Origin of the sequence: Orrella dioscoreae (assembly GCF_900089455.2) — a bacterium.
GTDB classification, from domain to species: Bacteria; Pseudomonadota; Gammaproteobacteria; order Burkholderiales; family Burkholderiaceae_B; genus Orrella; species Orrella dioscoreae.
In genome coordinates, this window is sequence record NZ_LT907988.1 from 2,386,224 (window position 1) to 2,408,317 (window position 22,094).

At 64.2% G+C, this 22,094-nt stretch carries 21 protein-coding genes; 10 read left to right on the forward strand and 11 right to left on the reverse strand.

Features of this window, described 5'->3' with window-relative positions:
* Nucleotides 1-157: 157 nt before the first annotated feature.
* The 3 genes from ODI_RS11160 to ODI_RS11170 form a co-directional block, all read right to left on the reverse strand.
* Complete coding sequence (locus tag ODI_RS11160) at nt 158-718, reverse strand: 5'-3'-deoxyribonucleotidase (RefSeq protein ID WP_067749451.1); 561 nt, start codon at nt 716-718, stop codon at nt 158-160.
* A gap of 63 nt (nt 719-781) precedes the next feature.
* A complete protein-coding gene (locus tag ODI_RS11165; protein ID WP_067749450.1) occupies nt 782-1,564 on the reverse strand; it encodes a glutamine amidotransferase in 783 nt (260 codons plus the stop codon).
* A gap of 105 nt (nt 1,565-1,669) precedes the next feature.
* Nucleotides 1,670-2,794, reverse strand: a complete 1,125-nt coding sequence (locus ODI_RS11170) for an ABC transporter substrate-binding protein (protein ID WP_082985127.1) — start codon at nt 2,792-2,794, stop codon at nt 1,670-1,672.
* Nucleotides 2,795-3,048: 254 nt separating this feature from the next.
* On the opposite strand from ODI_RS11170, the gene ODI_RS11175 reads away from it, so the two are divergent.
* Both ODI_RS11175 and ODI_RS11180 read left to right on the forward strand, forming a co-directional pair.
* Nucleotides 3,049-3,489: an NfeD family protein gene (locus tag ODI_RS11175; protein WP_067749448.1), complete on the forward strand. Its 441-nt coding sequence runs from the start codon at nt 3,049-3,051 to the stop codon at nt 3,487-3,489.
* A gap of 102 nt (nt 3,490-3,591) precedes the next feature.
* Nucleotides 3,592-4,518, forward strand: coding sequence for an SPFH domain-containing protein (locus ODI_RS11180; RefSeq protein ID WP_067749446.1), 927 nt, complete (start codon nt 3,592-3,594; stop codon nt 4,516-4,518).
* A gap of 136 nt (nt 4,519-4,654) precedes the next feature.
* On the opposite strand, the gene ODI_RS11185 is transcribed toward ODI_RS11180, so the two are convergent.
* Nucleotides 4,655-5,518, reverse strand: a complete 864-nt coding sequence (locus tag ODI_RS11185; protein WP_067749444.1) for an aldo/keto reductase family oxidoreductase — start codon at nt 5,516-5,518, stop codon at nt 4,655-4,657.
* Nucleotides 5,519-5,701: 183 nt separating this feature from the next.
* Here ODI_RS11185 and ODI_RS11190 point away from each other — a divergent pair, with 183 nt between their 5' ends.
* Entirely contained in the window at nt 5,702-6,262 is a 561-nt protein-coding gene (locus ODI_RS11190) for a TetR/AcrR family transcriptional regulator (protein WP_197707144.1), read from the forward strand.
* Between the two features lie 25 nt (nt 6,263-6,287).
* Here the strand turns inward: ODI_RS11190 and smpB are convergent, their stop codons facing one another.
* Nucleotides 6,288-6,746, reverse strand: a complete 459-nt coding sequence (gene smpB, locus ODI_RS11195; protein WP_067749439.1) for an SsrA-binding protein SmpB — start codon at nt 6,744-6,746, stop codon at nt 6,288-6,290.
* Nucleotides 6,747-6,886: 140 nt separating this feature from the next.
* Between smpB and ODI_RS11200 the strand changes: the two genes are divergently transcribed.
* Nucleotides 6,887-7,321 (forward strand): type II toxin-antitoxin system RatA family toxin, encoded by a 435-nt coding sequence (locus tag ODI_RS11200; RefSeq protein ID WP_067749437.1) that lies wholly within the window; start codon nt 6,887-6,889, stop codon nt 7,319-7,321.
* A complete protein-coding gene (locus tag ODI_RS11205; RefSeq protein WP_067749435.1) occupies nt 7,311-7,640 on the forward strand; it encodes an RnfH family protein in 330 nt (109 codons plus the stop codon). Before ODI_RS11200 ends, ODI_RS11205 begins: the two co-directional genes overlap by 11 nt.
* Nucleotides 7,641-7,661: 21 nt before the next feature.
* Here ODI_RS11205 and ODI_RS11210 read toward each other — a convergent pair whose 3' ends face one another.
* From ODI_RS11210 to ODI_RS11220, 3 genes are all read right to left on the reverse strand, one after another.
* The gene (locus ODI_RS11210; RefSeq protein ID WP_067749433.1) at nt 7,662-10,136 is read right to left on the reverse strand and encodes a TonB-dependent siderophore receptor; all 2,475 of its coding nucleotides are present in this window, start codon (nt 10,134-10,136) and stop codon (nt 7,662-7,664) included.
* Nucleotides 10,137-10,255: 119 nt separating this feature from the next.
* Nucleotides 10,256-11,230: a FecR domain-containing protein gene (locus ODI_RS11215; RefSeq protein WP_173719655.1), complete on the reverse strand. Its 975-nt coding sequence runs from the start codon at nt 11,228-11,230 to the stop codon at nt 10,256-10,258.
* On the reverse strand, nt 11,227-11,733 hold the full coding sequence (locus tag ODI_RS11220) for a sigma-70 family RNA polymerase sigma factor (protein WP_067749429.1): 507 nt from the start codon (nt 11,731-11,733) through the stop codon (nt 11,227-11,229). Before ODI_RS11220 ends, ODI_RS11215 begins: the two co-directional genes overlap by 4 nt.
* Nucleotides 11,734-11,993: 260 nt before the next feature.
* On the opposite strand from ODI_RS11220, the gene ODI_RS11225 reads away from it, so the two are divergent.
* The 3 genes from ODI_RS11225 (at nt 11,994) to mmsB (ending at nt 15,287) form a co-directional block, all read left to right on the forward strand.
* Nucleotides 11,994-13,148, forward strand: coding sequence for an acyl-CoA dehydrogenase family protein (locus ODI_RS11225; RefSeq protein WP_067749422.1), 1,155 nt, complete (start codon nt 11,994-11,996; stop codon nt 13,146-13,148).
* Complete coding sequence (locus tag ODI_RS11230) at nt 13,145-14,338, forward strand: enoyl-CoA hydratase/isomerase family protein (RefSeq protein ID WP_067749419.1); 1,194 nt, start codon at nt 13,145-13,147, stop codon at nt 14,336-14,338. Before ODI_RS11225 ends, ODI_RS11230 begins: the two co-directional genes overlap by 4 nt.
* 64 nt (nt 14,339-14,402) lie before the next feature.
* Complete coding sequence (gene mmsB, locus ODI_RS11235) at nt 14,403-15,287, forward strand: 3-hydroxyisobutyrate dehydrogenase (RefSeq protein WP_067749416.1); 885 nt, start codon at nt 14,403-14,405, stop codon at nt 15,285-15,287.
* A 169-nt stretch (nt 15,288-15,456) separates the two neighbouring features.
* Here the strand turns inward: mmsB and ODI_RS22280 are convergent, their stop codons facing one another.
* A complete protein-coding gene (locus ODI_RS22280; RefSeq protein ID WP_157929749.1) occupies nt 15,457-17,532 on the reverse strand; it encodes an AAA family ATPase in 2,076 nt (691 codons plus the stop codon).
* Nucleotides 17,533-17,796: 264 nt separating this feature from the next.
* Entirely contained in the window at nt 17,797-19,647 is a 1,851-nt protein-coding gene (locus tag ODI_RS22460) for a J domain-containing protein (RefSeq protein ID WP_197707145.1), read from the reverse strand.
* A gap of 257 nt (nt 19,648-19,904) precedes the next feature.
* Here ODI_RS22460 and ODI_RS11255 point away from each other — a divergent pair, with 257 nt between their 5' ends.
* Nucleotides 19,905-20,474: a hypothetical protein gene (locus ODI_RS11255; RefSeq protein ID WP_067749405.1), complete on the forward strand. Its 570-nt coding sequence runs from the start codon at nt 19,905-19,907 to the stop codon at nt 20,472-20,474.
* A gap of 19 nt (nt 20,475-20,493) precedes the next feature.
* Nucleotides 20,494-20,886: a lysozyme inhibitor LprI family protein gene (locus ODI_RS11260; RefSeq protein WP_067749402.1), complete on the forward strand. Its 393-nt coding sequence runs from the start codon at nt 20,494-20,496 to the stop codon at nt 20,884-20,886.
* A 37-nt stretch (nt 20,887-20,923) separates the two neighbouring features.
* Here the strand turns inward: ODI_RS11260 and ygfZ are convergent, their stop codons facing one another.
* Nucleotides 20,924-21,931, reverse strand: a complete 1,008-nt coding sequence (ygfZ, locus tag ODI_RS11265) for a CAF17-like 4Fe-4S cluster assembly/insertion protein YgfZ (RefSeq protein ID WP_067749400.1) — start codon at nt 21,929-21,931, stop codon at nt 20,924-20,926.
* Between the last annotated feature and the right edge of the window lie 163 nt (nt 21,932-22,094).

Here is a 22,094-nt window from a genome sequence, read left to right on the forward strand (position 1 = left end):
AGCGCTGCGCGCTTCCCCCTCAAGGTGGCGGCGCCGGGGGACCGGCGAAGCCGGCTCCTCGGCGCCCCGGATGAGCAGGTAGTCGGCCTGCCGGGATCAGTGATCTTGCCACGCCAATGAAAAAGGACCGCTGCGGCGGTCCTTTTTGCGTTCGGAGTCAGGTGTCCGAGTGGTACAGCGCGCCTGCCAGGACGTTGCGCCAGTTCTGCCAGGTGAGGCGCTGGCGGCCGGTTTCCTGGCGGTTGTAGGGAGCGTCGTAGAGGATGTGCTGCCAGCGCGGGCGCGCGGCGCCGGTGATGCCGGGACGGTCGTCGATCAGCAGGTCGCCCTGGACCAGTGTCTTGTCGCGCGTCAGGATCAGGCGTTCGGTGGCGTCACGGCCCAGGTGATGCTCGATCCACTGGTATTTTTCCAGCACGCAATGGTCGTACTGGCGCAGCGGCGAACTGCAGATGCGCACGTCCAGCCCCAGGGCAAGCAATTCGCGCACGGCCTCGATGGCGCCAGGCACGGGCGGCAGCGTGCGGATGAAGCCGGGTGCGGTGTAGATCGCTTCGGCTTTCGCCCGCAGGGCTTCCGGATAGTCTTCCAGGAGGTGGAAGGATTTGCGGTCTTCGTATTCGACCGGCGCGATGTCGGGGTGGCGCGCGCGCCAGGCGTCGAGAAAGGCGTGTTCGAAATCGGCGAGCACGCCGTCTTGGTCGAGCAGGATCAGCATGGTGTCCGGCCGGTGGGGAGGGACGGACATTCTGTCATGCCGCGCCCCGGGCCGACACGGCCATCAGGCGGCCAGCGGCTGCAGATCCTCGCGGGGATCGGGCATCAGCGGCACCTGGGGCGCGTAAAGCGCCAGGAAACGGCGCACCAGGCTGGCGGCTTCGGGGGTGGGGCGGATGTTCGAGACCAGCTCGGGCACGTCCAGGCCTTCGCCCGCATAATCCGCGCCGCGGCGGGCGATGTCGGCGCGCGGCACGTCCTGTTCGAACTCGGGATGGAACTGGGAGGAGAGGATGCGATCGCCCATGCGCACGAGCTGGTTGTCGTCCTTGCCGGAACGGGCCAGCGAGACGGCGCCAGGGGGCAGGGTGACGATGGTCTGCATGTGCTGCATCTGCGCCGGGAAGGTGGTGGGCAGGCCATCCAGCAGCGGATCATTCAGGCCGGCGGGCAGCAGTTCGATGTCGTGCGTGCCGGTTTCGCGGCCGGCGGGGTTGAAGTCCACCCGTCCGCCCAGCGCGTGCGCGAGCAACTGGTGGCCATAGCAGATGCCGAAGATGGGCAGGCCGGCCTGGGCGGCTTCGCGCAGCCATTGCGCGGTGCGCTCGCCCCATTCGGCGCCGTCGGTGACATTCTCGGGCGAGCCGGTGACCAGCACGGCGCTGTAGGCCTGCGGCGCGCGCGGCGCGCCGTCCTCGAACACGCGCACGATTTCCACGGAAGTCGGCGCCAGGCCCGCGGCGCGGCGCAGCATCTGCGCGTAGCTGCCAAGGCTGGCAAGGATGTCGGCGTGCGGATCGCCAGTGTGCAGGATCAGGACGGGCAGGAAGGACGAAGAGGCGGGCATCGTGTGGCGGACTGACACAGGTGAGGGCGGAAAAGGGCGAGACTGCCGACCATGATAATCCACTTGTGTGGCATGTCACTGACATGCCGCCCCCCTCCAGCGCTGCTAGGGCCTTGCCTGCGCCCTCGGGCCCGGAAGCCGCACGAGGGGACGCGAGAACGCGGGCACCAGCGCATTGCTGAACAGCGTCTCGACAGGCACGTCCGCGGACGCGAACTCTCCTGCTTCGGCCATGCGCTGGACATACTGCCGGATGACGGCCACATCGAAGCGCCCGGGCTCGCGCGGGCTGCCGTCCGGATGCAGTAGGATGCGCTGCAGGCGGCGGCGCACGACCTCCTTGGCATCGGCCAGCGCCTTGTCCGCGTTGGCGCCGGCGGCAGGCCGTGCCTGCGGGTTGGCTTGCCAATACAGGGTCACGCAACGTTCGATATCGGCCTGGCAAGCCAGCAAGGCCTGGGTGTAGGCTTGGCCGAAGCGGGCATAGCGGTCCGGGTCGCGCGCCAGGGCGTCGCTGCGCGTGACGAAGGCATTGACCGACATCTCGCCGAAGACGCCGGGCATGCGGATGCGGCGCAACGGCGTGCCGGACAGCTCCAGGATGTCGTGCCAGCCCGCGTTGTAGTTCAGCGCGTCGATGCGGCCGCTGGTGAGGGCGTGGAAGCCCGCGCCCAGCACGCCTACCGGCACGATGGCATAGTTGCCGGCGGCCACGCCGGCGTCGCGCAGGATGGCGCGCGTGCTGGGGATGTTGCCCCAGGTCAGCGCACCCACGCCGATTTTCCGGCCTTTCAGGTCTGACACCTGATGGATGGGGGAATCGGCCAGGACGGCGAACTCCATCGCGTTGGCGGGCACGGCGTTGTAGAAGAACGTGAGGCCCAGGCCCGATTGCCCCGCGGCCGTGGCCGACAGGATCGTCTCGGGGCTGGGCAGGCCGATGTCGATCTTCCCGGCGGCCACCTGGGGCACGAGCAGGCCGGCGCCCTCGAATTCCACCGTGCGGACCTGCAGGCCCGCGGCCGTCCACAGGCCCAGTTCCTGCGCGAGCAGCCATACGCCCCCGTCGGCGACGCTGGGCCTGACGGAAAGGCCGACCGTCAAGGGCACCAGGGGGGTTGCGGCGGCCTGCGCGGCGGCGGACGCGGCAAGGAGCGACGCCAGCGCAAGGCCGGCCAGGTGCGTCAGGCGACGGGCGAGGCGTCGGGGAATGGGGCTGAGTGGGCGCATGGGCGGGGCAGGGAGGGTGATGGCTTGGGCTGGATGGGCAGGAATAAATAAGTTCGTTCGTACGTATTATGTGGCGGCGGCGTGCCTGGCGCCCAGACATTCGCGCCATACCCATATGCCGCCGCGGGAGCGCGAACGCGCCGCACATGCACCAAAAATGCGCGCCATGGCAAAAAATTGCCGATAATGGCGCCTTACGCGCGTATCGCGCGTGCAAGTCCTCCCAACCCAGAACAATCAAAAAGGAAGCATCCATGTGGTATTGGTTCGGCCTGGCAGCCCTGGCCTTGATCGGGGAAGTGGCCAGCGGCACGTTCTATCTCCTGCTGGTGGCGCTGGGTTTCGCGGGCGCGGGGTTGGCGGCCTGGGCCGACGTGGCTTTCGGCTGGCAACTGCTGGTGTGCGCGCTGGTGGCGCTGTCCGGCCTGTTCGTGCTGCGCCGCACCGGCGTGCTGAAGAAGCGCGAGGTCGATGCGGGCCGCAACGCCGACGTGAACCTGGATGTGGGCCAGGTCGTGGAGGTGGACGCCTGGTCCGCCGATCGCACGACCCGTGTCTGGTATCGCGGCGCCCATTGGGATGCCGCGCTGCAGGGCGGTGCCGCCGCCGCAGCGGGCACGCACCGCATCGTGGCCCTGCAAGGGGCCCGGCTGGTGCTGGCGCCGGTCACGCCCGCGTCCGCCGGCACGCCCTGAGTCGCATGTTTCAGCCGTCGTCCGCGCCGGGATCGGGCGCGTGACGGCGATTCTTTCCATCCTGGCGGCCGCGGGCCGTCTCTGCTTCAAGGAGTTGGTTGCATGAACCCTTCCACCATTTTTCTGATCGTGCTGGTTGTCTTGGCACTGCTGGTGGTCATCAAGGCCATCGCGATCGTGCCGCAACAGCACGCCTGGGTGGTTGAGCGCCTGGGCAAGTTCGACCGCGTGCTGTCGCCCGGCGCTGGCTTCGTCATTCCCTTCATCGAGCGCGTGTCCTACAAGCACTCGCTGAAGGAAATCCCGCTGGACGTCCCCAGCCAGGTCTGCATCACGCGCGACAACACCCAGCTGCAGGTCGACGGCGTGCTGTACTTCCAGGTCACCGACCCGATGCGCGCCTCCTACGGCTCGTCGAACTACATCATCGCCATCACCCAGCTGGCCCAGACCACGCTGCGTTCCGTCATCGGCAAGATGGAACTGGACCGCACCTTCGAAGAGCGCGACTTCATCAACAGCACCATCGTGTCGGCGCTGGACGAAGCCGCGCTGAACTGGGGCGTGAAGGTGCTGCGCTATGAAATCAAGGACCTGACGCCGCCCAACGAGATCCTGCGCGCCATGCAGGCCCAGATCACCGCCGAGCGCGAGAAGCGCGCGTTGATCGCCGCCTCGGAAGGCCGCCGCCAGGAGCAGATCAACATCGCCACCGGCGAGCGTGAAGCCTTCATCGCGCGTTCCGAGGGCGAGAAGCAGGCCCAGATCAACCAGGCCCAGGGTGAGGCCGCTGCCGTGCTGGCCATCGCCGAAGCCACCGCCACCGCCATCAAGCAGGTGGGCGCCGCGGTCAGCGGCCCCGGCGGCATGGAAGCCGTGAACCTGCGCGTGGCCGAGCAATACGTGGACGCCTTCGCCAACGTGGCCAAGGAAGGCAACACGCTCATCCTGCCGTCGAACCTGTCCGATGTGGGCGGCCTGGTGGCCTCCGCGCTGGCCGTGGTCAAGGGCACGCAGATCAAGCCGTAAGGGTGGGGGGGCGCCGCAAGGGCGCCTTCTCGTGCCATGAACAAAGGCGCCCCGGGGTCAGTGCAACTCCGGGGCGCCTTTGTCGTGATGGCCAGCCTTCCTGCTATCGGTCGCGTCCTGCTGGCCGGGCCGCGGTTCATGCCATGGCATCGAGTTCCGCCAGCGCGTCGGGCGGCAGCACAAGCGTGGCCACGGACAGGTTTTCGCGCAAATGCGCGACGGACGAGGTGCCGGGGATCAACAGGATGTTGGGCGAACGGTGCAGCAGCCATGCCAGTGCGACCTGCTTGGGCGAGACCGACAGCCGGGCCGCGACCGCCGACAAGGTGCTGGACTGCAGGGGCGAGAAACCGCCCAGCGGGAAGAACGGCACATAGGCGATGTCTGCCTGCGCCAGCGTGTCGATCAGCCCATCGTCGGCGCGTTGCACGATGTTGTAGAGATTCTGCACGCAGCGGATGGCGGTGATGCGACGCGCCTCGGCCACTTGGGTGGCGGTGACGTTGCTCAGGCCGATGTGGCGGATCAGGCCCTGGCGCTGCAGTTCCGCCAGCACGGTCAGCGGCATTTCAATGGAGCCTTCGGCCGGGCCCGCCGTGTCGAACATGATCCGCAGATTCACCACTTCCAGCACGTCCAGCCCCAGGTTGCGCAGGTTGTCATGCACCGCCTGCGTCAGTTCCTGGGCGGAAAACGCAGGCAGCCATGACGCATCCTGACCGCGCTTGGCGCCGACCTTGGTCACGATGACGAGATCGTCGCGGTAGGGGTGCAATGCCTCGCGGATGATCTGGTTGGTGACGTGCGGGCCATAGAAATCGCTGGTGTCGATATGGTCGACGCCCAGCGCCACTGCTTCACGCAGCACCGCCAATGCCGCCTCGCGATCCTTGGGCGGTCCGAACACGTGCGGGCCGGCGAGTTGCATGGCGCCATAGCCCACGCGCCTGACATGGCGGTGGCCCAGGAGGTAGGTGTCGGCTGGCTTGGATGGCGTCATTGCGTGTCCTTGTGCGGGTGGCAGGAGAGGGAATCGACGCGAATCAGTATATGAAATAGTATTCACGTTTTGAATTCGCATTCCATGCGCAAAGACCCTCCAGCGCTCAAGCCGCGCAAACTCCCGGTCCAGGCCCGCTCAGCCACGACAGTGGAGGCGCTGCATGCCGCAACCATTCAGGTTTTGACCCAGCAAGGACTGGCCCGCTGCACGACCACGCGCATCGCCGCGCGCGCAGGCGCGTCGGTGGGCAGCCTGTATCAGTATTACCCCAACCGCGATGCGCTGCTCGCCGCGGTCCTGGCACGCAAGCTGAGCGGCGTCAGCGCGGCCGTCGACCTGGCATGCCGCGCGCAGCAGGGCCAGCCGATCGCTCAGATGGCGGTGGCGCTGACGCGCGCCTTCCTGGCAGCCAAGCTGCACAATCCGGACGAATCGAAGGCGCTCTATGCGGTGGCGGCGCAGCGAGGCGGCGCGGCACTCATCGCCCAGGCACAGGCCAGCATGGTGGTCTCGATTGCGACGATGCTGGCCAGCGCGGCGGATGTGCATGTCGCGAATCCGGCAGTGACGGCCGAGGTCGCGCTCAATACCTTGGTCGGGTCCGTGCGGGCTCTGCTGGAAGGGCTGATGTCCCCGGAGGTGGCGGCCACGCTGGAGACGCAGCTGGGGGCGTTGCTGACGGCCTATTTCCAGACGCACGCCGTGGCGAGAGCGGCAGCATCCGCCCTGGCGAGGGAATAGGTCATGCGCAGGTTAAGCGCGCAGCTCAGTCCTTGCGGCGCGTGTCGTGCTTCATGATGCGCGCGTGTTCGCGCTGCCAGTCCTTCTCGCGCTCGGAGTCGCGCTTGTCGTGCTGCTTCTTGCCGCGCGCCAAGCCGAACTCCAGCTTGATGCGGCCGTTCTTGTAGTGCAGGTTGATGGGGATCAGCGTGTAGCCGCGCTGTTCGACCTTGCCGATCAGCTTGGAGATTTCCTCGGCCTTCAGCAGCAGCTTGCGCGTGCGCATGGCATCCGGATGGATGTGCGTGGAGGCCGTGGGCAGGGGGCTCACGTGCATGCCCATGATCCAGATCTCGCCATCGCGCACGATGACGTAGCTTTCCTTGAGCTGCACGCGCTTGTCGCGGATGGCCTTGACCTCCCAGCCCTGCAGCACGATGCCGGCTTCAAAGCGGTCTTCCACGAAGTAGTCGTGAAAGGCCTTGCGATTTTCAGCGATGCTCATTGTGTATGTTCTTGGGGCTGGGGCAGTGGAGCGAAAAGCATCCTTGGGGGGGGCCTTGGAGGTCCGCTGCAGGGACTTCGCTGCGCCCGACGCCGTTGTACCGGTAAAATCGTTCATTCTAGAGCTATTTGCGATTTTCGATGCACAAGGTAGAGCGCTCCGTCCTGGTTCCCCACAGCGCGGCCCAGATGTTCGATCTGGTGGCCGACGTGGAGAAGTATCCTGAATTCATGCCCTGGTGCGGCGGCGCCGAGGTGCAGTCGCGCGATGACGCCGGCATGCAGGCCTCGATCACCATCGCCTTCGCGGGCATGCGCCAGCGTTTCACCACGCGCAACGTGCATGATTACCCGAACCGCATCACCCTGAACCTGGTCGACGGCCCGTTCTCGGCGCTGACCGGCAATTGGGTGTTCCAGCCGCTGGCCGAAGACGCCTGCAAGGTGCTCTTCACGCTGGAATACGCCTTCTCCAGCCGCACGCTGGAGGCGCTGGTGGGGCCGGTGTTCAACCGCATCGCCAGCAGCTTCATCGACTCCTTCACCAAGCGCGCGCAAGACGTCTATGGCGGCTGAGACGCTGCGCGTCACGGTCAGCTATGCGCCGGGCGATCCGCTGACCGACAGGGTGTGGCAGCGCGAGCTCGTGTTGCCCGCGGGCGCCACGGTCGGCCAGGCCTTGGCCGCGAGCGGCTGGCACGCGGATTTTCCCGGACAGGATCCCTGGCGTGTCGGTGTCGGGCTCTATGGCAAGCGCTGCGAGTCCTCCACCGCGCTGTCCGACCATGATCGCGTGGAGATCTACCGGGCGCTGGATTTCGACCCGATGGAGTCGCGCCGGCGGCGCGCGGCGCACAAGGAAAAAGCGCCGGGCAGCGGCAGGACAGCACACTAGCCTGCCCGCCGCGGGCGGCTGCTACATCCGGTACTGCAGCGTCAGCAGGACGTTCCTTGGCGCGGCGTAGAAATTGCGGTCGTAGCTGATCGAGCTGAAGTAGCGCTTGTCGGTCAGGTTCTCCACCTTCAGGCCGGCAGTCAGCCTGTCCGTCAGCCTGTAGCCCAGGCGTGCATCCCACACCGTGTAGCCGCCTTGTTCGCGGCCGTAATAGGCAAAACCCGAAGACCGGCTCTGGACGGTCATGCCGCCGCCGACCGAGACGCGATTCCATTCGCCAGGCAGCACATAGTTGGCCCACAGCTTCGCCAGGTGGCGGGGAATGCCGGTGTTGGACGAGATGTCGTAGCCGACCGAGGGCACGTCGCTGCCGCGGTGGCGGGTCTTCGTATACGTATAGGACGCCGCCAGCTGCAGGCCGCGCAGCACCTCGCCGCTGATTTCCGCCTCGATGCCCTGGCTCAGCACGTTGGCCGAGGGACGGTAGCAGGTGCCGCCGCAATTGCGGTCAGCCAGGTCCTGGTCGATGCCGCCCTCCTCGAAGGCCAGTTTCTTCTGCTCGGTGCGGAAAACGGCGAAGGTGGCGTCCGCGCGGCCGTCGAAGAGTTCGCCTTTCAGGCCGAGTTCATAGGAGCGGCCCGTGACAGGGCTGAGGAATTGGCCGGTGACGTCGCGCTGGCTTTGCGGGCGGAAGATCTCGGCATGGTTCGCATAGGCGGACCACTGGCCGTTCAGCTTCAGGATGAGGCCGGCGAAGGGCGTGAATTCGCCATTTTCCTTGGCGGTGGATTCCGAGTAGCCCCAGACGCCGTCCGAGAAGTAGGTCTGTTCGAACCACGAATAGCGTCCGCCCAGCACGGCCGACAGCGAGTCCGTCAGCTGATAGCGTGCATTGGCATAGATGCCTTTCTTCTCGGACAGATAGCCGTCGTTCATGCGGTTGGCCGCGATGACGTCTTCCAGCGCGACGGGCGCTGCGGTGACAGGCTGGTCGTAGCTGCCGTTCAGGGCTTCCAGGTTGCGCTGCCAACCCCACAGATCATGGCTGCGCTGGCGTGAGAAGTTGGCTCCGACGATCAGGTCCAGCTTGCGGCCGAACAGCTGTTCGCTGCCGGTCAGATAGGCATCGCCGCCCACGTTGCGCGACACCATGTCGAAGGCATAGGCGTCGCCGCGCATGGTGTTGGGCGGCCCCAGGCGGCCGGTGCGCAGCAGATAGAGGATTTCGTTCTCTTCATGGACGCGCACGAGCGAGGTCTTGAAGCGCCAGCCGTTGGCGAAGCGATGGCTCAGGTCCAGGAACCAGCTTTCCTGCGACTTCTTTGCATAGTTCCAGGGCGCGCTCAGGTTGGTGGCGCGGCCATACACCGGCATGCTGCCGTCGCCGTTGTTGGGCAGGCCCGACCAGTCGATGCCGCCATAGGGCGTCTCGCGGCTGTAGCCCAGGCCCAGGGTGGTGGCGGGCCCAAGGTCGATGTCCAAGGCGCCGTACAGCGTGCGTTCGCGCGAGTTCAGGTAGTCACGGAAGGAATCGCTGCGGTCGTAGTTGGCCACCACGCGGCCACGCACGCTGCCGCTGTCGTTCAGCGCGCCGCCGTAGTCGGCTTGCGCGCCCACGCGGTTCCACGAACCGGCCTTGCCGGTCAGCACCAGCTGGCGCTCCTGCGTGGGGCGCTTGCGCACCAGGTTGACCGACCCCGATGGGTCGCCGGCGCCCTCGAACAGGCCTTGCGGGCCGCGCATCAGTTCCACGCGGTCATAGATGCTGGTGTCGGTGTTGAAGGCCGAACCGCGTGCATACAGCTGCCGCTCCAGCGGCACGCCGTCGAACTGATAGCTTTGAATGAAGAAGCCGCGCGAATAGAAATGGCCGCCGGGTTCGTTGGACACCGTGGACACGCCCGGCGCCTGGTTCATGGCTTCGCGGATATCGCTGATGTCCTGGTCATCCATGCGCTGACGGGTGATGACGGTGACGGCCTGCGGGATCTCGCGCAGCGATTGTTCGCCCTTGCCGATGGTGACGGCGCTGGACGTGTACGAGCCCGAGCCTTCGGTGGTGGAGGGCGATCGGCCCAGTACGGTGACCGGAGCCAGCGTGGACGCGCCGGCGGGCCGGGCGCGCAGGCGGAACTGGCCGCCGGTGTCGCGCACCGCCTCCAGGTCCGTGCCGGCCAGAATGGCGGACAGCGCCGCGGCATCGTTCAACGTGCCGCTGACGCCGCCGCTGCGGCGGTGCTGCACCAGCCCCGGCGGGCTGACCAGCAGCACGCCGGACTCGGCGGCGTAGCGTGCCAGCACGTCTTCCAGCGGGCCAGGGGGAATGTCATAGCGGCGGGCGCCGTCGGCGTGGGCGGCGGCCGGCGTCTGCGCCTGCGCGCCTTGCGGCACGGCAAGCAGGGTCAGGCTGGCCAGCACGGCGCTGCCCAGCGCAACAGACAGTGGCGTGCGGCGCTGGGCTGCCTGGCGGGCAGGATGGGCAGGGCGGGTGGACATGAAGCACTTCCTCGATGGCAACAGGGCTGTGGGCGCGCCGGCGTGGCGGCCTTTCACCTCTTCATCGAAGCAGGCGGGAAAATCGGAACCATGACAGGGAGAATATTTTCGCCGGCGGATCAGCGCGGCATGACGCGCGTCCAGCCAGGGAAGGGGCGCTGTACCCGGATCGGCATGACCGACTCCAGCATGGCCAGCACGCGGTCGGGCTCCGTCATGGGAAAGCTGCCGAAAACAGGCAAGTCAGCGATTTCCGGCGACACGCTCAGGTAACCCCGCCGATAGCGGCCCAGCGCTTGCAGCATCTCTGACAGCGGCACGTTCCTGGCCACATAGCGGCCGCGCGGCCCCTGGGCATCGGCAAGATCGGCGGGCGTCAGCGCCGACACGCCCTGCGCGGACACGCGTGCCTGCATGCCCGCGGGAATGATCACGGCGTGACCGCTGGCCGCCGTGGCCTCGACCGCGCCTTCGTAGACGGCAATGCGGGTGTCGTCGCCGTCCAGCCGGGTAAGGAAACGCGTGCCCAGCGCACGCAGCCGGCCTTGCGGCGTGTCGACCACGAAGGGGCGGCCGGCGTCGGCGGCGGTCTCCACCAGCATCTCGCCGCGCCACTGCCGCAGCCTGCGCAGGCTGGCGGTGTAATCCGCGTCGAAGGCGCTGGCGGTGCCCAGCCAGACCTGCGTGCCGTCCGGCAACCGCAGTTCGCGCACCTCTCCCGTGGCTGTGCGGTAATCGGCCAGGCTTGCCGACAGGACGGTGGGAAAAACGCCGTAGTCCCGCGCCATCCAGCCTGCCAGGCCGGTGCCTGCCAAGGCGGCCAGGCTCAGCACCAGACGCCGCCTGCCGGGGGAAGCCAGCGTCGAACGATAGGCCGTGGCGGCAGCGCGGGGGTCGGGCACGGCTTGCAAGGGCGCGAAGCGCTGGCTGATGGCTTCCACCCGGGCCCAGGCCTGACGGTGCGTGTCGGAGGCCTCGCGCCAGGCTTGCCATGCCTGGCGTTCGCGTGCCGTGGCGTCGCCTGCGCACAGCCGTGCGAACCAGTCCGCGGCCTGTGCCAGCACGGCGTCGGGAATGTCGTGTTGGGCGCTCACGCGGTCTTCAGGCAGTGCAGCATGGCCTGCGCGATGTACTTGCGCACCATGCGGTCGGATACGCCCAGTTCCTGCGCCACTTCCACGGTGGACATGCCGCAACCGGCGCTCATCACGAAGGCCTGCGCGGCCTTGGCCGGCAGGCTGCGCAGCAGCGTGTCCATCTCCTGCAGGGTTTGCAGCACCATCACCTGATGCTCGGCCGATGGCGCCCGGTCTTCCGGCAGCGCGGCCAGGGTATCCAGCCAGGCCTGCTCGATCTGGCGCCGCCGCCACAGGTCGACGCACAGCCCGCCGGCCATCGTGCGCAGATAGACCCGTGCTTCGGGCAGGCTGCCGAAGATCCGAGGCGATGCCAGCAGCCGCAGGAACGCGTCCTGGGCCAGGTCGGCCGCGTCGGCGGCGTTGCCCAGGCGGCGGCGCAGCCAGCCTTGCAGCCAGGGGTGGTGGTCGACGTAAAGCGTTTCGACGGAGGGCGGGGAAAGGTAGTCGGAGGAGTTCAAGACCTGGCGGGCCGCGAGGCGCGGCGCAATCCGGAAAGCAGGGCGGGAATTCAGTGCGAACGATTATCACTTAATAGTTCGGGCTCGGGCAATGGCTGGGTGAGGCAAGCGAAGCAAATGTCGCGCACGGGACTGTGCAGGCGAGTGCCTTGGGGTAAGTTGGGAGTTACGCGGATTTACGTTTACGTAAACTGCCCACACAATCCGGAGACACATCCGGCAGGCACTGTCACCCGTGCCTCGTATCCAAGGAGACAAGCGTGGATCTGGAACTCAACGACGAGCAACAGGCTTTCGTGCAGGCGGCCCGCGATTTCGCGCAAGGCGAGCTGGCGCCGCATGCGGCGCGCTGGGACGCCGACAGCGTGTTCCCCAAGGAGGCTTTCGCGCGCGCCGGCGAGCTTGGCTTCTGCTCGCTGTACGCCAGCGAGGAGATCGGCGGCCTGGGCCTGCCGCGCCTGGATGCCACGCTGGTCTTCGAGGAATTGGCGGCCGTGGATCCTTCCACGGCCGCCTTCCTCACCATCCACAACATGGCCACCTGGATGGTCGGCAAATGGGCCACGCCGGCCGTGCGCGAGGCGTGGGGGCCGGACCTGGCCGCAGGCCGCAAGCTGGCCTCGTACTGCCTGACCGAGCCCGCCGCGGGGTCGGATGCGGCGTCGCTGTCCACGCGCGCGGAAAAGCAGGGCGACGTCTATGTCGTGAACGGCGCCAAGGCCTTCATCTCCGGTGGCGGCGACACCGACCTGCTGGTGCTCATGGCGCGCACGGGCGGGGCGGGGGCGGGCGGCATTTCCACGTTTGCCGTGCCGGCCGACCTGCCGGGCATCACCTATGGCCGCAAGGAAGAGAAGATGGGCTGGAACAGCCAGTCCACGCGGCCCATCATGTTCGAGAACGTGAAAGTGCCGGCCGAGCACCTGATGGGTGCGGAAGGCGAGGGCTTTCGCATCGCCATGAAGGGGCTGGACGGCGGGCGCATCAACATCGGCACCTGCTCGGTGGGCGCGGCGCAGGGCGCATTGACTGCCGCGCGCGACTACATGCTGGAGCGCAAGCAGTTCGACCGCAAGATCGCCACCTTCCAGGCCTTGCAGTTCAAGCTGGCCGACATGGCCACGCACGTGGTGGCGGCCCGCCAGATGGTACGGCTGGCGGCGTGCAAGCTGGATGGCGGCTCGCCCGACGCATCGACCTATTGCGCCATGGCGAAACGTCTGGCGACAGATTTAGGGTTCCAAGTGTGCCTTGATGCACAGCAAATTTTCGGCGGTTACGGTTATCTTAAGGACTACCCGCTGGAAAGATTGGTGCGCGACACGCGCGTGCACCAGATCCTCGAAGGCACCAATGAGATCATGCGCGTGATCATCGCGCGCCAATTGCTCGAGAAAGGAACGGACCCGAGATGACTGCCCCGGTATTGTTCGAGGAACTGGATTGCGCGAACGGCACGCGCTTCGGCGTTGCCACGCTGAATGCCCCGCAGACGCTCAATGGCCTGACGCTGGAAATGGCCGAGCTGCTGGCCGAGCGGCTGCAGGTGTGGGCCGCGGATCCCGGCATCGCGGTGGTGGTGCTCAAGGGCGCGGGCGAAAAGGCCTTCTGCGCCGGCGGCGACCTGCACAGCCTGTATCGCAGCATGCGCGAGAACACCAGCGGCGATCCGCTGGCCAACGACTACGCGCGCCGTTTCTTCGAGACCGAGTACCGGCTGGACTACGCCATCCACGTCTATCCCAAGCCCGTGCTGTGCTGGGGCACCGGCATCGTCATGGGCGGCGGCATCGGCCTCATGGCCGGCGCCAGTCATCGCGTGGTCAGCGAAACCTCGCGCCTGGCCATGCCCGAGATCACCATCGGGCTTTTTCCCGATGTGGGCGGCAGCTGGCTGCTGGGCCGCATGACGGGCCGCAGCGGCCTGTTCCTGGCCCTGACCGGCGCGCCGCTGAACGCCAGCGACGCCATCTTCACCGGCATGGCTGATTACCGCATCCACACGGAAGACTGGGATGACGTGATGGCCGACCTGCTGCGCCAGCCCTGGGCCATGGGCGGGCTGGACGGCGATGCCGCGGTCACCGGCCGTGGCGTCAACGACGGCCTGCTGGAGCGCGCGTTGCGCAGCCACGCGCCGGAAGAGGGCGGCGAGCACGGGCCGCTGCGCCAGCACCTGTTCCTCATCAACACCTTGTGCGGCGGCAAGACCCTGGAAGACGTGGCCGATGAAATCGCCACCCTGAACGGCCACGAAGACCCCTGGCTGGCCAAGGCCGCCGCCACCTTTGCCGCTGGCGCGCCCAGTTCCGCGCGCATCGCCTTCACGCTGCAGCAACGCGCCCGCCTCATGTCGCTGGCCGATGCCTTCCGTGCCGAATACTGGGCCGCGCTGCGCTGCGCGGCCGACGGCGATTTCGCCGAAGGCGTGCGTGCGCTGCTGATCGACAAGGACAAGAAACCGCGCTGGCATCCGCGCGCCATCGAAGAGGCCGACGAGGCCTGGGTCGAGCCGTATTTCCAGCCGCCCTGGGAGCCCGAGGCGCATCCCATGGCCGACCTGGAGCAATCCGGCAGCCCCTTCTTCGGCGTGGAAAAAACGTAGTCCCGCCGAGGTCCCCGCCCCGGCTTTCATGATTTCCAGAAAAACAAACGAGGAGACATGCAACATGAAGCAGATCGCTTTTATCGGCCTGGGCAACATGGGGGCGCCGATGGCGCTGAACCTGCTCAAGGCGGGTCATGCGCTGAAGGTGTTCGACCTTTCCGAGAAGGCCTTGAAGCAGGCCGCGGAGGCGGGGGCGTCGGTTGCGGCGTCGGCGCGTGATGCGGTGACAGGCACGGACTGCGTCATCACCATGCTGCCGGCCAGCGCGCACGTCGAGAAACTGTACCTGGGTGACGACCTGCTGGCCGGCGTGCGCGCGGATGCTTTGGTCATCGATTGCAGCACCATTGCACCGGAATCCGCGCGCCGCGTGGCCGCGGCGGCGCAGGCGCGCGGCATCGCCATGATCGATGCGCCCGTGTCAGGCGGCACGGGCGGCGCGGCGGCCGGGACCTTGACCTTCATCGTGGGTGGTGCTGCCGAGTCGCTGGAACGCGCGCGGCCCTTGCTGGAAAAAATGGGCAAGAACATCTTTCATGCGGGCGATGCGGGGGCAGGGCAGGTGGCCAAGATCTGCAACAACATGCTGTTGGGGGTGTTGATGGCGGGGACTGCCGAGGCCTTGGCCTTGGGTGTCGCGAATGGCCTGGATGTGAAGGTGCTGTCGGACATCATTTCCAAGAGCTCGGGACGGAACTGGGCGACCGAGCTTTACAACCCCTGGCCGGGGGTGATGCCGAATGTGCCGGCGTCGAAGGGGTATGAAGGCGGGTTTGGGGTGGATTTGATGTTGAAGGATCTGGGGTTGGCTGCAGAGGCTGCGTTGGCGGTGAGGGCGGCTACGCCGCTTGGGGAGCTGGCGCGGAATTTGTATGCGATGCATAGCGCGCAGGGGAATGGGGGGTTGGATTTTTCTAGTATTTTGGGGTTGGTTCGGAGGGGGTGAGGGGGCGAGGAGGGTTTCGAGTGGTCGTTATCGGCCACTTGCGGTCCTTCGACTTTGTTCCCAGCAGGGGGCGCTCACCGGCACCGCCGCGTTTCTCTCTTGGAGCACAACCTTTCGTCGATTGCTTTTTGTGCAGGGGAGTGCATCGCTGGATAAAAAGCCTCACTGTTCAGCGGCCGAGGCGAGAAAGTTCGATCTGCAGAGCGTTGAACAAGGCGTCCAGGGTTGCTTGCTGCAGCAAGAACCATAAATCTTCGACTCCTGCCGGCTCGCGCGCCTCAAGGTCTTGCTTTAAGAAGCGCTGTAGCGCCTCCTCGACGCCCGGATTTAGCTTGATGTGCATGCGTTGGTGCCTATAGACCCGCACGCGATGAAAAGCTTCATGAAGTGAAGGGTACGAGGCTCGTACGTCAGACCAGAAGTAATCGGATCTTCGTTGATGCTTTCCAAATGCCTCGACCGACTCGACAAAGCAGCGATGGCAACAGTTGATGAATGCCTCAAAATCGGCCTCATTAGTTACGACAGTAAGGGCGGCAAAGCGGTGACTCTCAGGTATAGAGTTCGGTCCGAACAGCGACGGCAGAGAAGCCGCCTCGGAAACTCGCTCAAGCTCAGAAAGATCTTCGAGGATCGCTGCTTTTCGGCGTTCAAGCCAATCGCCCCGTTCTTTAGAGGGAATAAGGCGAAGGATCGTCTTTCGGCCATCACGTCGAGCTTCCTCAAGGGCAACATACCGGGCAACGACAGAGAGCGTCACACGCGGTGCCTCACCAGTTTCGGCAGCAACGAGCCCATAGGCACGTAGATGCCGTATGTAGTCGGGGTAACTCGCGAACTCGAGGTAATCAGCAGCGCGGCCAGCAGAAAGCCATTCAAGGAGCGTGTACTCGTCTGGATAAAAGTCCCTAAGTTCGGAGACGACGTGACGGCAGTAGAAGCTCAGGTCTCCATCGCGCTGATCTTCGGTGCTTGCAAGGTTAGTCGCAGTGACATTAAATGGCCTGATAATTTTGTCGGCAACCATGTGCCGATGAACATAGCTGGCAGCAAGACGGCTAAGAAGGGGGTGGCCTCCATATCGAAGATACATGTATCGCGCTGCATCCTCGTCAAACACCAAGCCCATTCGCTTCCCCAATACACGGAGCATGCGACGAACCTCATCAGCAGAGAGGCCTGTTAGGAAGTTGTACGGAACGATGCCGAAGAGCGGATTCTGTGTATCTCCGATTCGATCAATTTCAACCACACTGGGATTTACTCCGGCGAGCAATACAGAAATTCGACGATGGACGCTCTGTGCTGCCCAAATAGTCTGCCAGAAGCTTATGTACTCAGAGTGCCAATGCTTGTCCTCGGTGGCGAACGGTGAGATGTACTCAATCTCGTCAAAGACAAGGAGGGTTCGTTGGTCGGGACGCGCGGTCGCGAGCAGATTGGTAAAGACTTCGGCATACCTTCTAGGGTCGGCTGGTGTTTTGAAAGGTTGCCCGAGTGCCTTGCCGAGGTCGTGGCCCACCTTTTCCAGAAGTTCGTGCCAATGAAGCTGGCGGACTGACGGCGATTTGCAATCGTAGTAGAGTGATTTTGATCCGTCTGCAGAAAGGAAACGCGATAGTTTGAATAGAAAGGAGGTCTTGCCGGTCTTTCGCAAGCCAAACAGCCCTCTGTTCTCACCTCTGCGTGCAGCGTCCCGGTAGTCGAGAAGTAAATCATCGCGACCGAAGAAGTAAGTATCGTGCTCGAGCGGAAGACGGAAATCGAATAGATCTCGGGCAAAAAGCTGCTCAGCGATCTTGTTACGAACGTACCATGCATTTCCGGCTGATGCACGTAACTCGCCCGCATTAATGGCTACGATGATACGAGACTCGTGATTCGATGCGAGGTAGTTTCGAATCCACTCCTCGGGATGTGACGCTTCAGAGACAAGAATTAGTGTTAGTTTTTCAACTCTTCCTCGAGCCGGATCATCCTCCAAGAATTGCTCGGCCGCCTGGAGCGCTCGGGGTTCAAGTTGCTGGTACGGGCTATAGACGAGCATGAGTTCCTGCGAGAATCCAAACATCTCTGACATGAAGCGTTCTGGCCGCAGGAAGAAGACAGATAGTTCTGTGTTGTGACCTGCACGCCTGCGGCCCCAGGTGACGTCAAATCCGCTCAAGAACGGAGACAACAGCTTTTCTTCGGCTGGGTGTGATTTGAGGTGAAAATCGCGTACGTCGTCGTGGATGTGGCTCATTTCGCGGGCATGAGGGGTGTTGTGAGGACCAACCTAACCAGTTCTCGGTAGAATGGCTAGTGGCCGCAGGTGGGATCATCTTGCCACAGGCGCTGAACTCTGCCCATCGCCATTCGGAACCGGGACGACTTCACCGGCAAGACGGGGAACGGCACACGCATGTAGCCCGCATGAACGAGCCCTCCGTGCCCGCTCCATAGATTGCCGAAAGACTGTTACGGGTCGGTTACTGCCTATCGCACCTCAGTCAAAACCGATGGCGTTTCATATTACTAATCCCTGTACTTCAATTTGATGCCGTCGAGTCTGCACGACTGCTCCGCCTTCTGCCGCGTGAATCACACGGATCGGGTCTCGCGCCGTCAATTCACCGACTTTCACACCCGTCTTCGTGAACCACTGAAGTCGCTTGCCCGAAAGCAACCCAAATCCGGCGTGCGAAACAAACAGCCGACCCTGCCTGAAGACGTCGAGGAGAGCCACAAGCTTCGTTTTGTTTTCGACGACGTAGAGTCGGGTGGGGGTAAGGAAGTAGGTGTACTGACCAACGTCTATGATCTCGCTCGGGCAAGTTCCGATGTCATACACTGTCTCAGGAAGCCCCTTCCGTGAAACTAGGATAATCTTGCCCGAATAGGTTGCGAGGTAGGCTCCACCGTTAGCAGAAAAGCTAGCCGCGTAGATCCAATCTTGAGGAGTTCCTTCAGTTAGCGTTATCTCTAATGGAAACCCATCCAACTCCACAACATGGTCGGGAGCCGTTCGAGCAAAATACGTAATATCTGATTCCTCGAATCCGAGCGTAGTCGGATCGACCCCGGTCAGAATCTCGAATGCCCAGTTGAGGGACCTCATCTTCTCAGTGGCAGTTGGATCGTCAGGATTACGATCAGGATGATGGATCTGTGCCAACTTGCGGTACTTCCGTTTGATATCTGCGGGGTCGACCGGTAGCGACAAACCGAAAAGCCGCAAAGCAGCCTCCACATCTTGCCCCGCTCCGAAGCGCTCACTCCGACCGAGGACACGCTTCCAACCTTCCTTGAGAGGCATCATGACCCCCCACAATGCAACGCCATCTGTCGCGCAACACCATGCCTCGTCGGCTAACGTGAAAATGTACCGGTCTCCCCCGGGAGCAGAATCCACGGCCCGAACTTGCGATTTAAACTCCCCCCAGTAGTTCGTTTTGATAGTCCGGAAGTGATCAACGACGCGGGGGTCCTCGCGAAGATTGGACTCGGCGATGATGTTCAGCTCTGCATCGTAGATGTGAAGAACCCCGTTGGAGTCCATGATAGCGATGCTGGAACCGCCGGCAGTGGCCCCAGTACGATAGACATCATGTAGCAGAGCCTTCTCGCCAACGAAGAGGCCGTGTCGGTCAGTTCGGCGAAGCACAGCTTTTGCCCCCGGCCGATCCTCGCTGAAAGCAGCACGGTCAATCAGCCAGATTCCGTTCGCATCCATGGCAGCAATCTCGAAAGTGGAATCGGGTTGCTCATTGCTCTGCAGTTTCCGCTCGCCTACGAGTGTCCAAGGAACATCATCCGACACGGTGAACAATGGTATAGATGAAGGGCCGGAAACCTCCACATGCTTGTAGTCATGTTTTTTACCTGCCTTGTCCATCAGCCCAAGGATGCGATTGAAACGACGGCGATCGACGTCCTTTACGTGGTCGGGAACCAGCTCAAACATCTCGACGCATTGCTTAGCCGCCGATCCTAACCGCCCAGACTTCACTCGCTGGACAATGAGCTTGGAGTAAGCTTTTGCGATGACCTCTCCAGCGCGGCCTTGTCGCTGAGCTGGGGAAAGGCCGACGGCGAGCTTTAAGACCTTAGTATTTTGGCTCTTGAATCCGGCCTGAAAAATCGGACCCATCAATGGGTCACTGTACTCACGATGAAATTCGTCACGACCGTCGACCTCCCAAGTTGGCGGTGATGGCGGCAGAGGAATGTACTCAGCTTGAGACCAATTTAGTGCTGTCGGCGGCTCCCGCCTGCCGGATGCCTTTTTTGAATCGGAGGCTATAGTCGTCAACTCTAAGGACTCTATGGGAACTTCCGCCTTTGCTTTTCCGAACCATTTCGACAGAAAGCCAGTCATCCATCACCTCCAGCTATTTAATTATCGCTTTCCTTATCAGACCCCGTTTGGGTCGGTCGCTGCATGTCGCTTGGTTGCCTAGCCGTCACGTAGCCTGTAATGGATGTTATCGCGACCGGCTGCTCAGGGTCGAAAGCGGTCATCCAGTGTGCCTCGTTTTCTTAGGGTAACTGAGCCATCCAGTTGTTCGTTGTCGATATAGTTTTTTCTCGAAATTTTCTTCAAATATATTTAGGCGTTTCGAACAGGCCAGGAATATGAACAACTCAATTCTCGAAGAAATGTGGGCCATCCTCGCCCCCGTAGACATCAAAGACTTCGAGGTCGTCGCAGGCGCGGCCAATCCTGATCGCTACGACGCCTACGAACAAAAGCTCGGCTTCACCCTTCCCGGCGAATTTCGCGAACTCTCCCTTTCCAAACTTGGCGGTGTCCTCGTCTCCGCCCGCGAAGAAGTCTGGCCACAGGCCAAGGCCTTCGACGTCGGCCCTGCATGGACATTCTGGCGCGGCATCATGGTGTTCGGCCTGGCGCCCGACGTGCCCGACTGGCTCAACCTGGAGCGCATGCTGGATCGCGCTCGGGAAGAGGGTGCCCCTGACGATTTCGCGCCGGTGCTGAAAGTCGAAGGCGATGGGCATTTCTTCGGTTATCGGCCTGATCACACCCTGGCGGTGTTCAACGGCTACGACATCGAGCCCGACGAGGCGGACTCATTCACGGCGCTCTATCGGCGCGAGATCACTGCGCTGCTGGCGCGGCTGGGTGACATGAAGACCTTGCAGGTGGAGCGCGCCGCCAACAAGAAGAAGCCGCGCCTTCCCTGACCTAAAACGGAACGCAGCAATGATTCGACGTTTGATCGCGGGCGCGTTGGCGATGACAGCGATGCAGGCCCTGGCCGCAACACCTGCCGACGACTACGCCACCCAATACGAGAACTGCCTGACAGACGCAGGCGGCATCAACAACGGCACGGTCGAAGCGTGTTCGTCTTCCGTGGATGCGAAGGTCAAGCGCGAAATGAACGCAACCTATAGCCGCTTGCATGCCCGCCTGAAGGCCCAGTCCCCCGGCGATGCGGACAAGCTCGAAGATACGCAGCTAGCCTGGCTGGCCTACCGCAATGGCCAATGCAGTCTGGCCACGACCTACGTGGGCTCACCGATGCACGGTTACTGCCCGATGATGCTGAATATCCAGCGTCTTGAAGAGCTAAAGGAAATGGCCGGGCAGTGAATCACACCGCGCCGGCCATGTTTCCCCGCGACAGGACTCAGCCCTGCGGCACGATCGCGTAAGGCAGCGCCGTCACGGTGATGGCAGGCCCGTCCGGCGCACCCACGCGCGGCGCATGGCCGGTCTCCAGCGCAGCCAGCGGCGTTTCGAACAGCACCGCAGCCCCCGCCACATCCACGATCCGCCCAGACGGTTCGTCTTCGCGCTCCCCATCGAACACATCCACCCCCGCCGCAGCCGGCGCGGGCGGCGTCTCGGCCAGCACGCCATACGCCATCCGCCGCTTCACCGTCCCACGGTAATGGCTGCGCGCGACCACTTCCTGCCCCGGGTAGCAGCCCTTGGTGAAGCTGACCCCACCCACCAATTCCAGATTGACGGTCTGCGGGATGAACACGTCCTGCGTGCTGGCCTGGATCCAGGGCAGGCCCGCGGCGATGTCCGCGGCCTTCCAGGCTTGGGCATCGGCGGCTGCCGAGGCCGCCAGCGCGGCGGCGTTGCCCGCCAGTTGATCCAGGGCGGCAATCCACCACCAGCGCGGCGAAGCGCCTGCGGCTGCCGGGGCGGCGATCCAGGTGCCGCTGTCCAGGTCCGCGCGTTGCCAGGCCTGGGCCGGCAACTGTGCGCCGGCCGCTTCGGCCACTTCGGTCAGCGCGGTGGTCTGGGGCGCTTCGACGCCGAAGACGCGCAATTCGGTCAGCGAGAGCTTCACCTTGGCGCGCAGCACGAACATGCCCAGGCGCTTGACCAGGGCTTCCGCCAGGTCGCGGCGCACCAGCAGGCGCACGCCCGGGACTTCCTCGGTGTCGGCGCGCCAATAGGCCATGGTGGCCAGCAGCCGGCCCTTGGCCGTGCAGTAGCCGCCAAAGCGCGCGGCGTCGGCGGGCAGGCCGGCCACGTCATTGGTGAGCTGGCCTTGCAGGAAGGTGAGGGCGTCGGCGCCGACGGCCTGCAGGACGGCGTAGTCGCTGTCCAGGGCATAGACGTTGGGCGCGCCTTCGCGCTGGGCGGCGGTGGGAGCGGGGAACGGGGTGTTCAAAGTCATGTCTAGATAAGCTCTCGTTGGGCTATCGCGGCGATGGCGGTAACGCTGTCACGGTATCGCCCGATGATACGCCCTGGGGCGCTGCCATCCGGTAAAGCCCTCGAACGGGTTGCGGGAAAATGTATCCCGCGCCGATACGCCAAAACAGGTCCGGCGGGAGCGC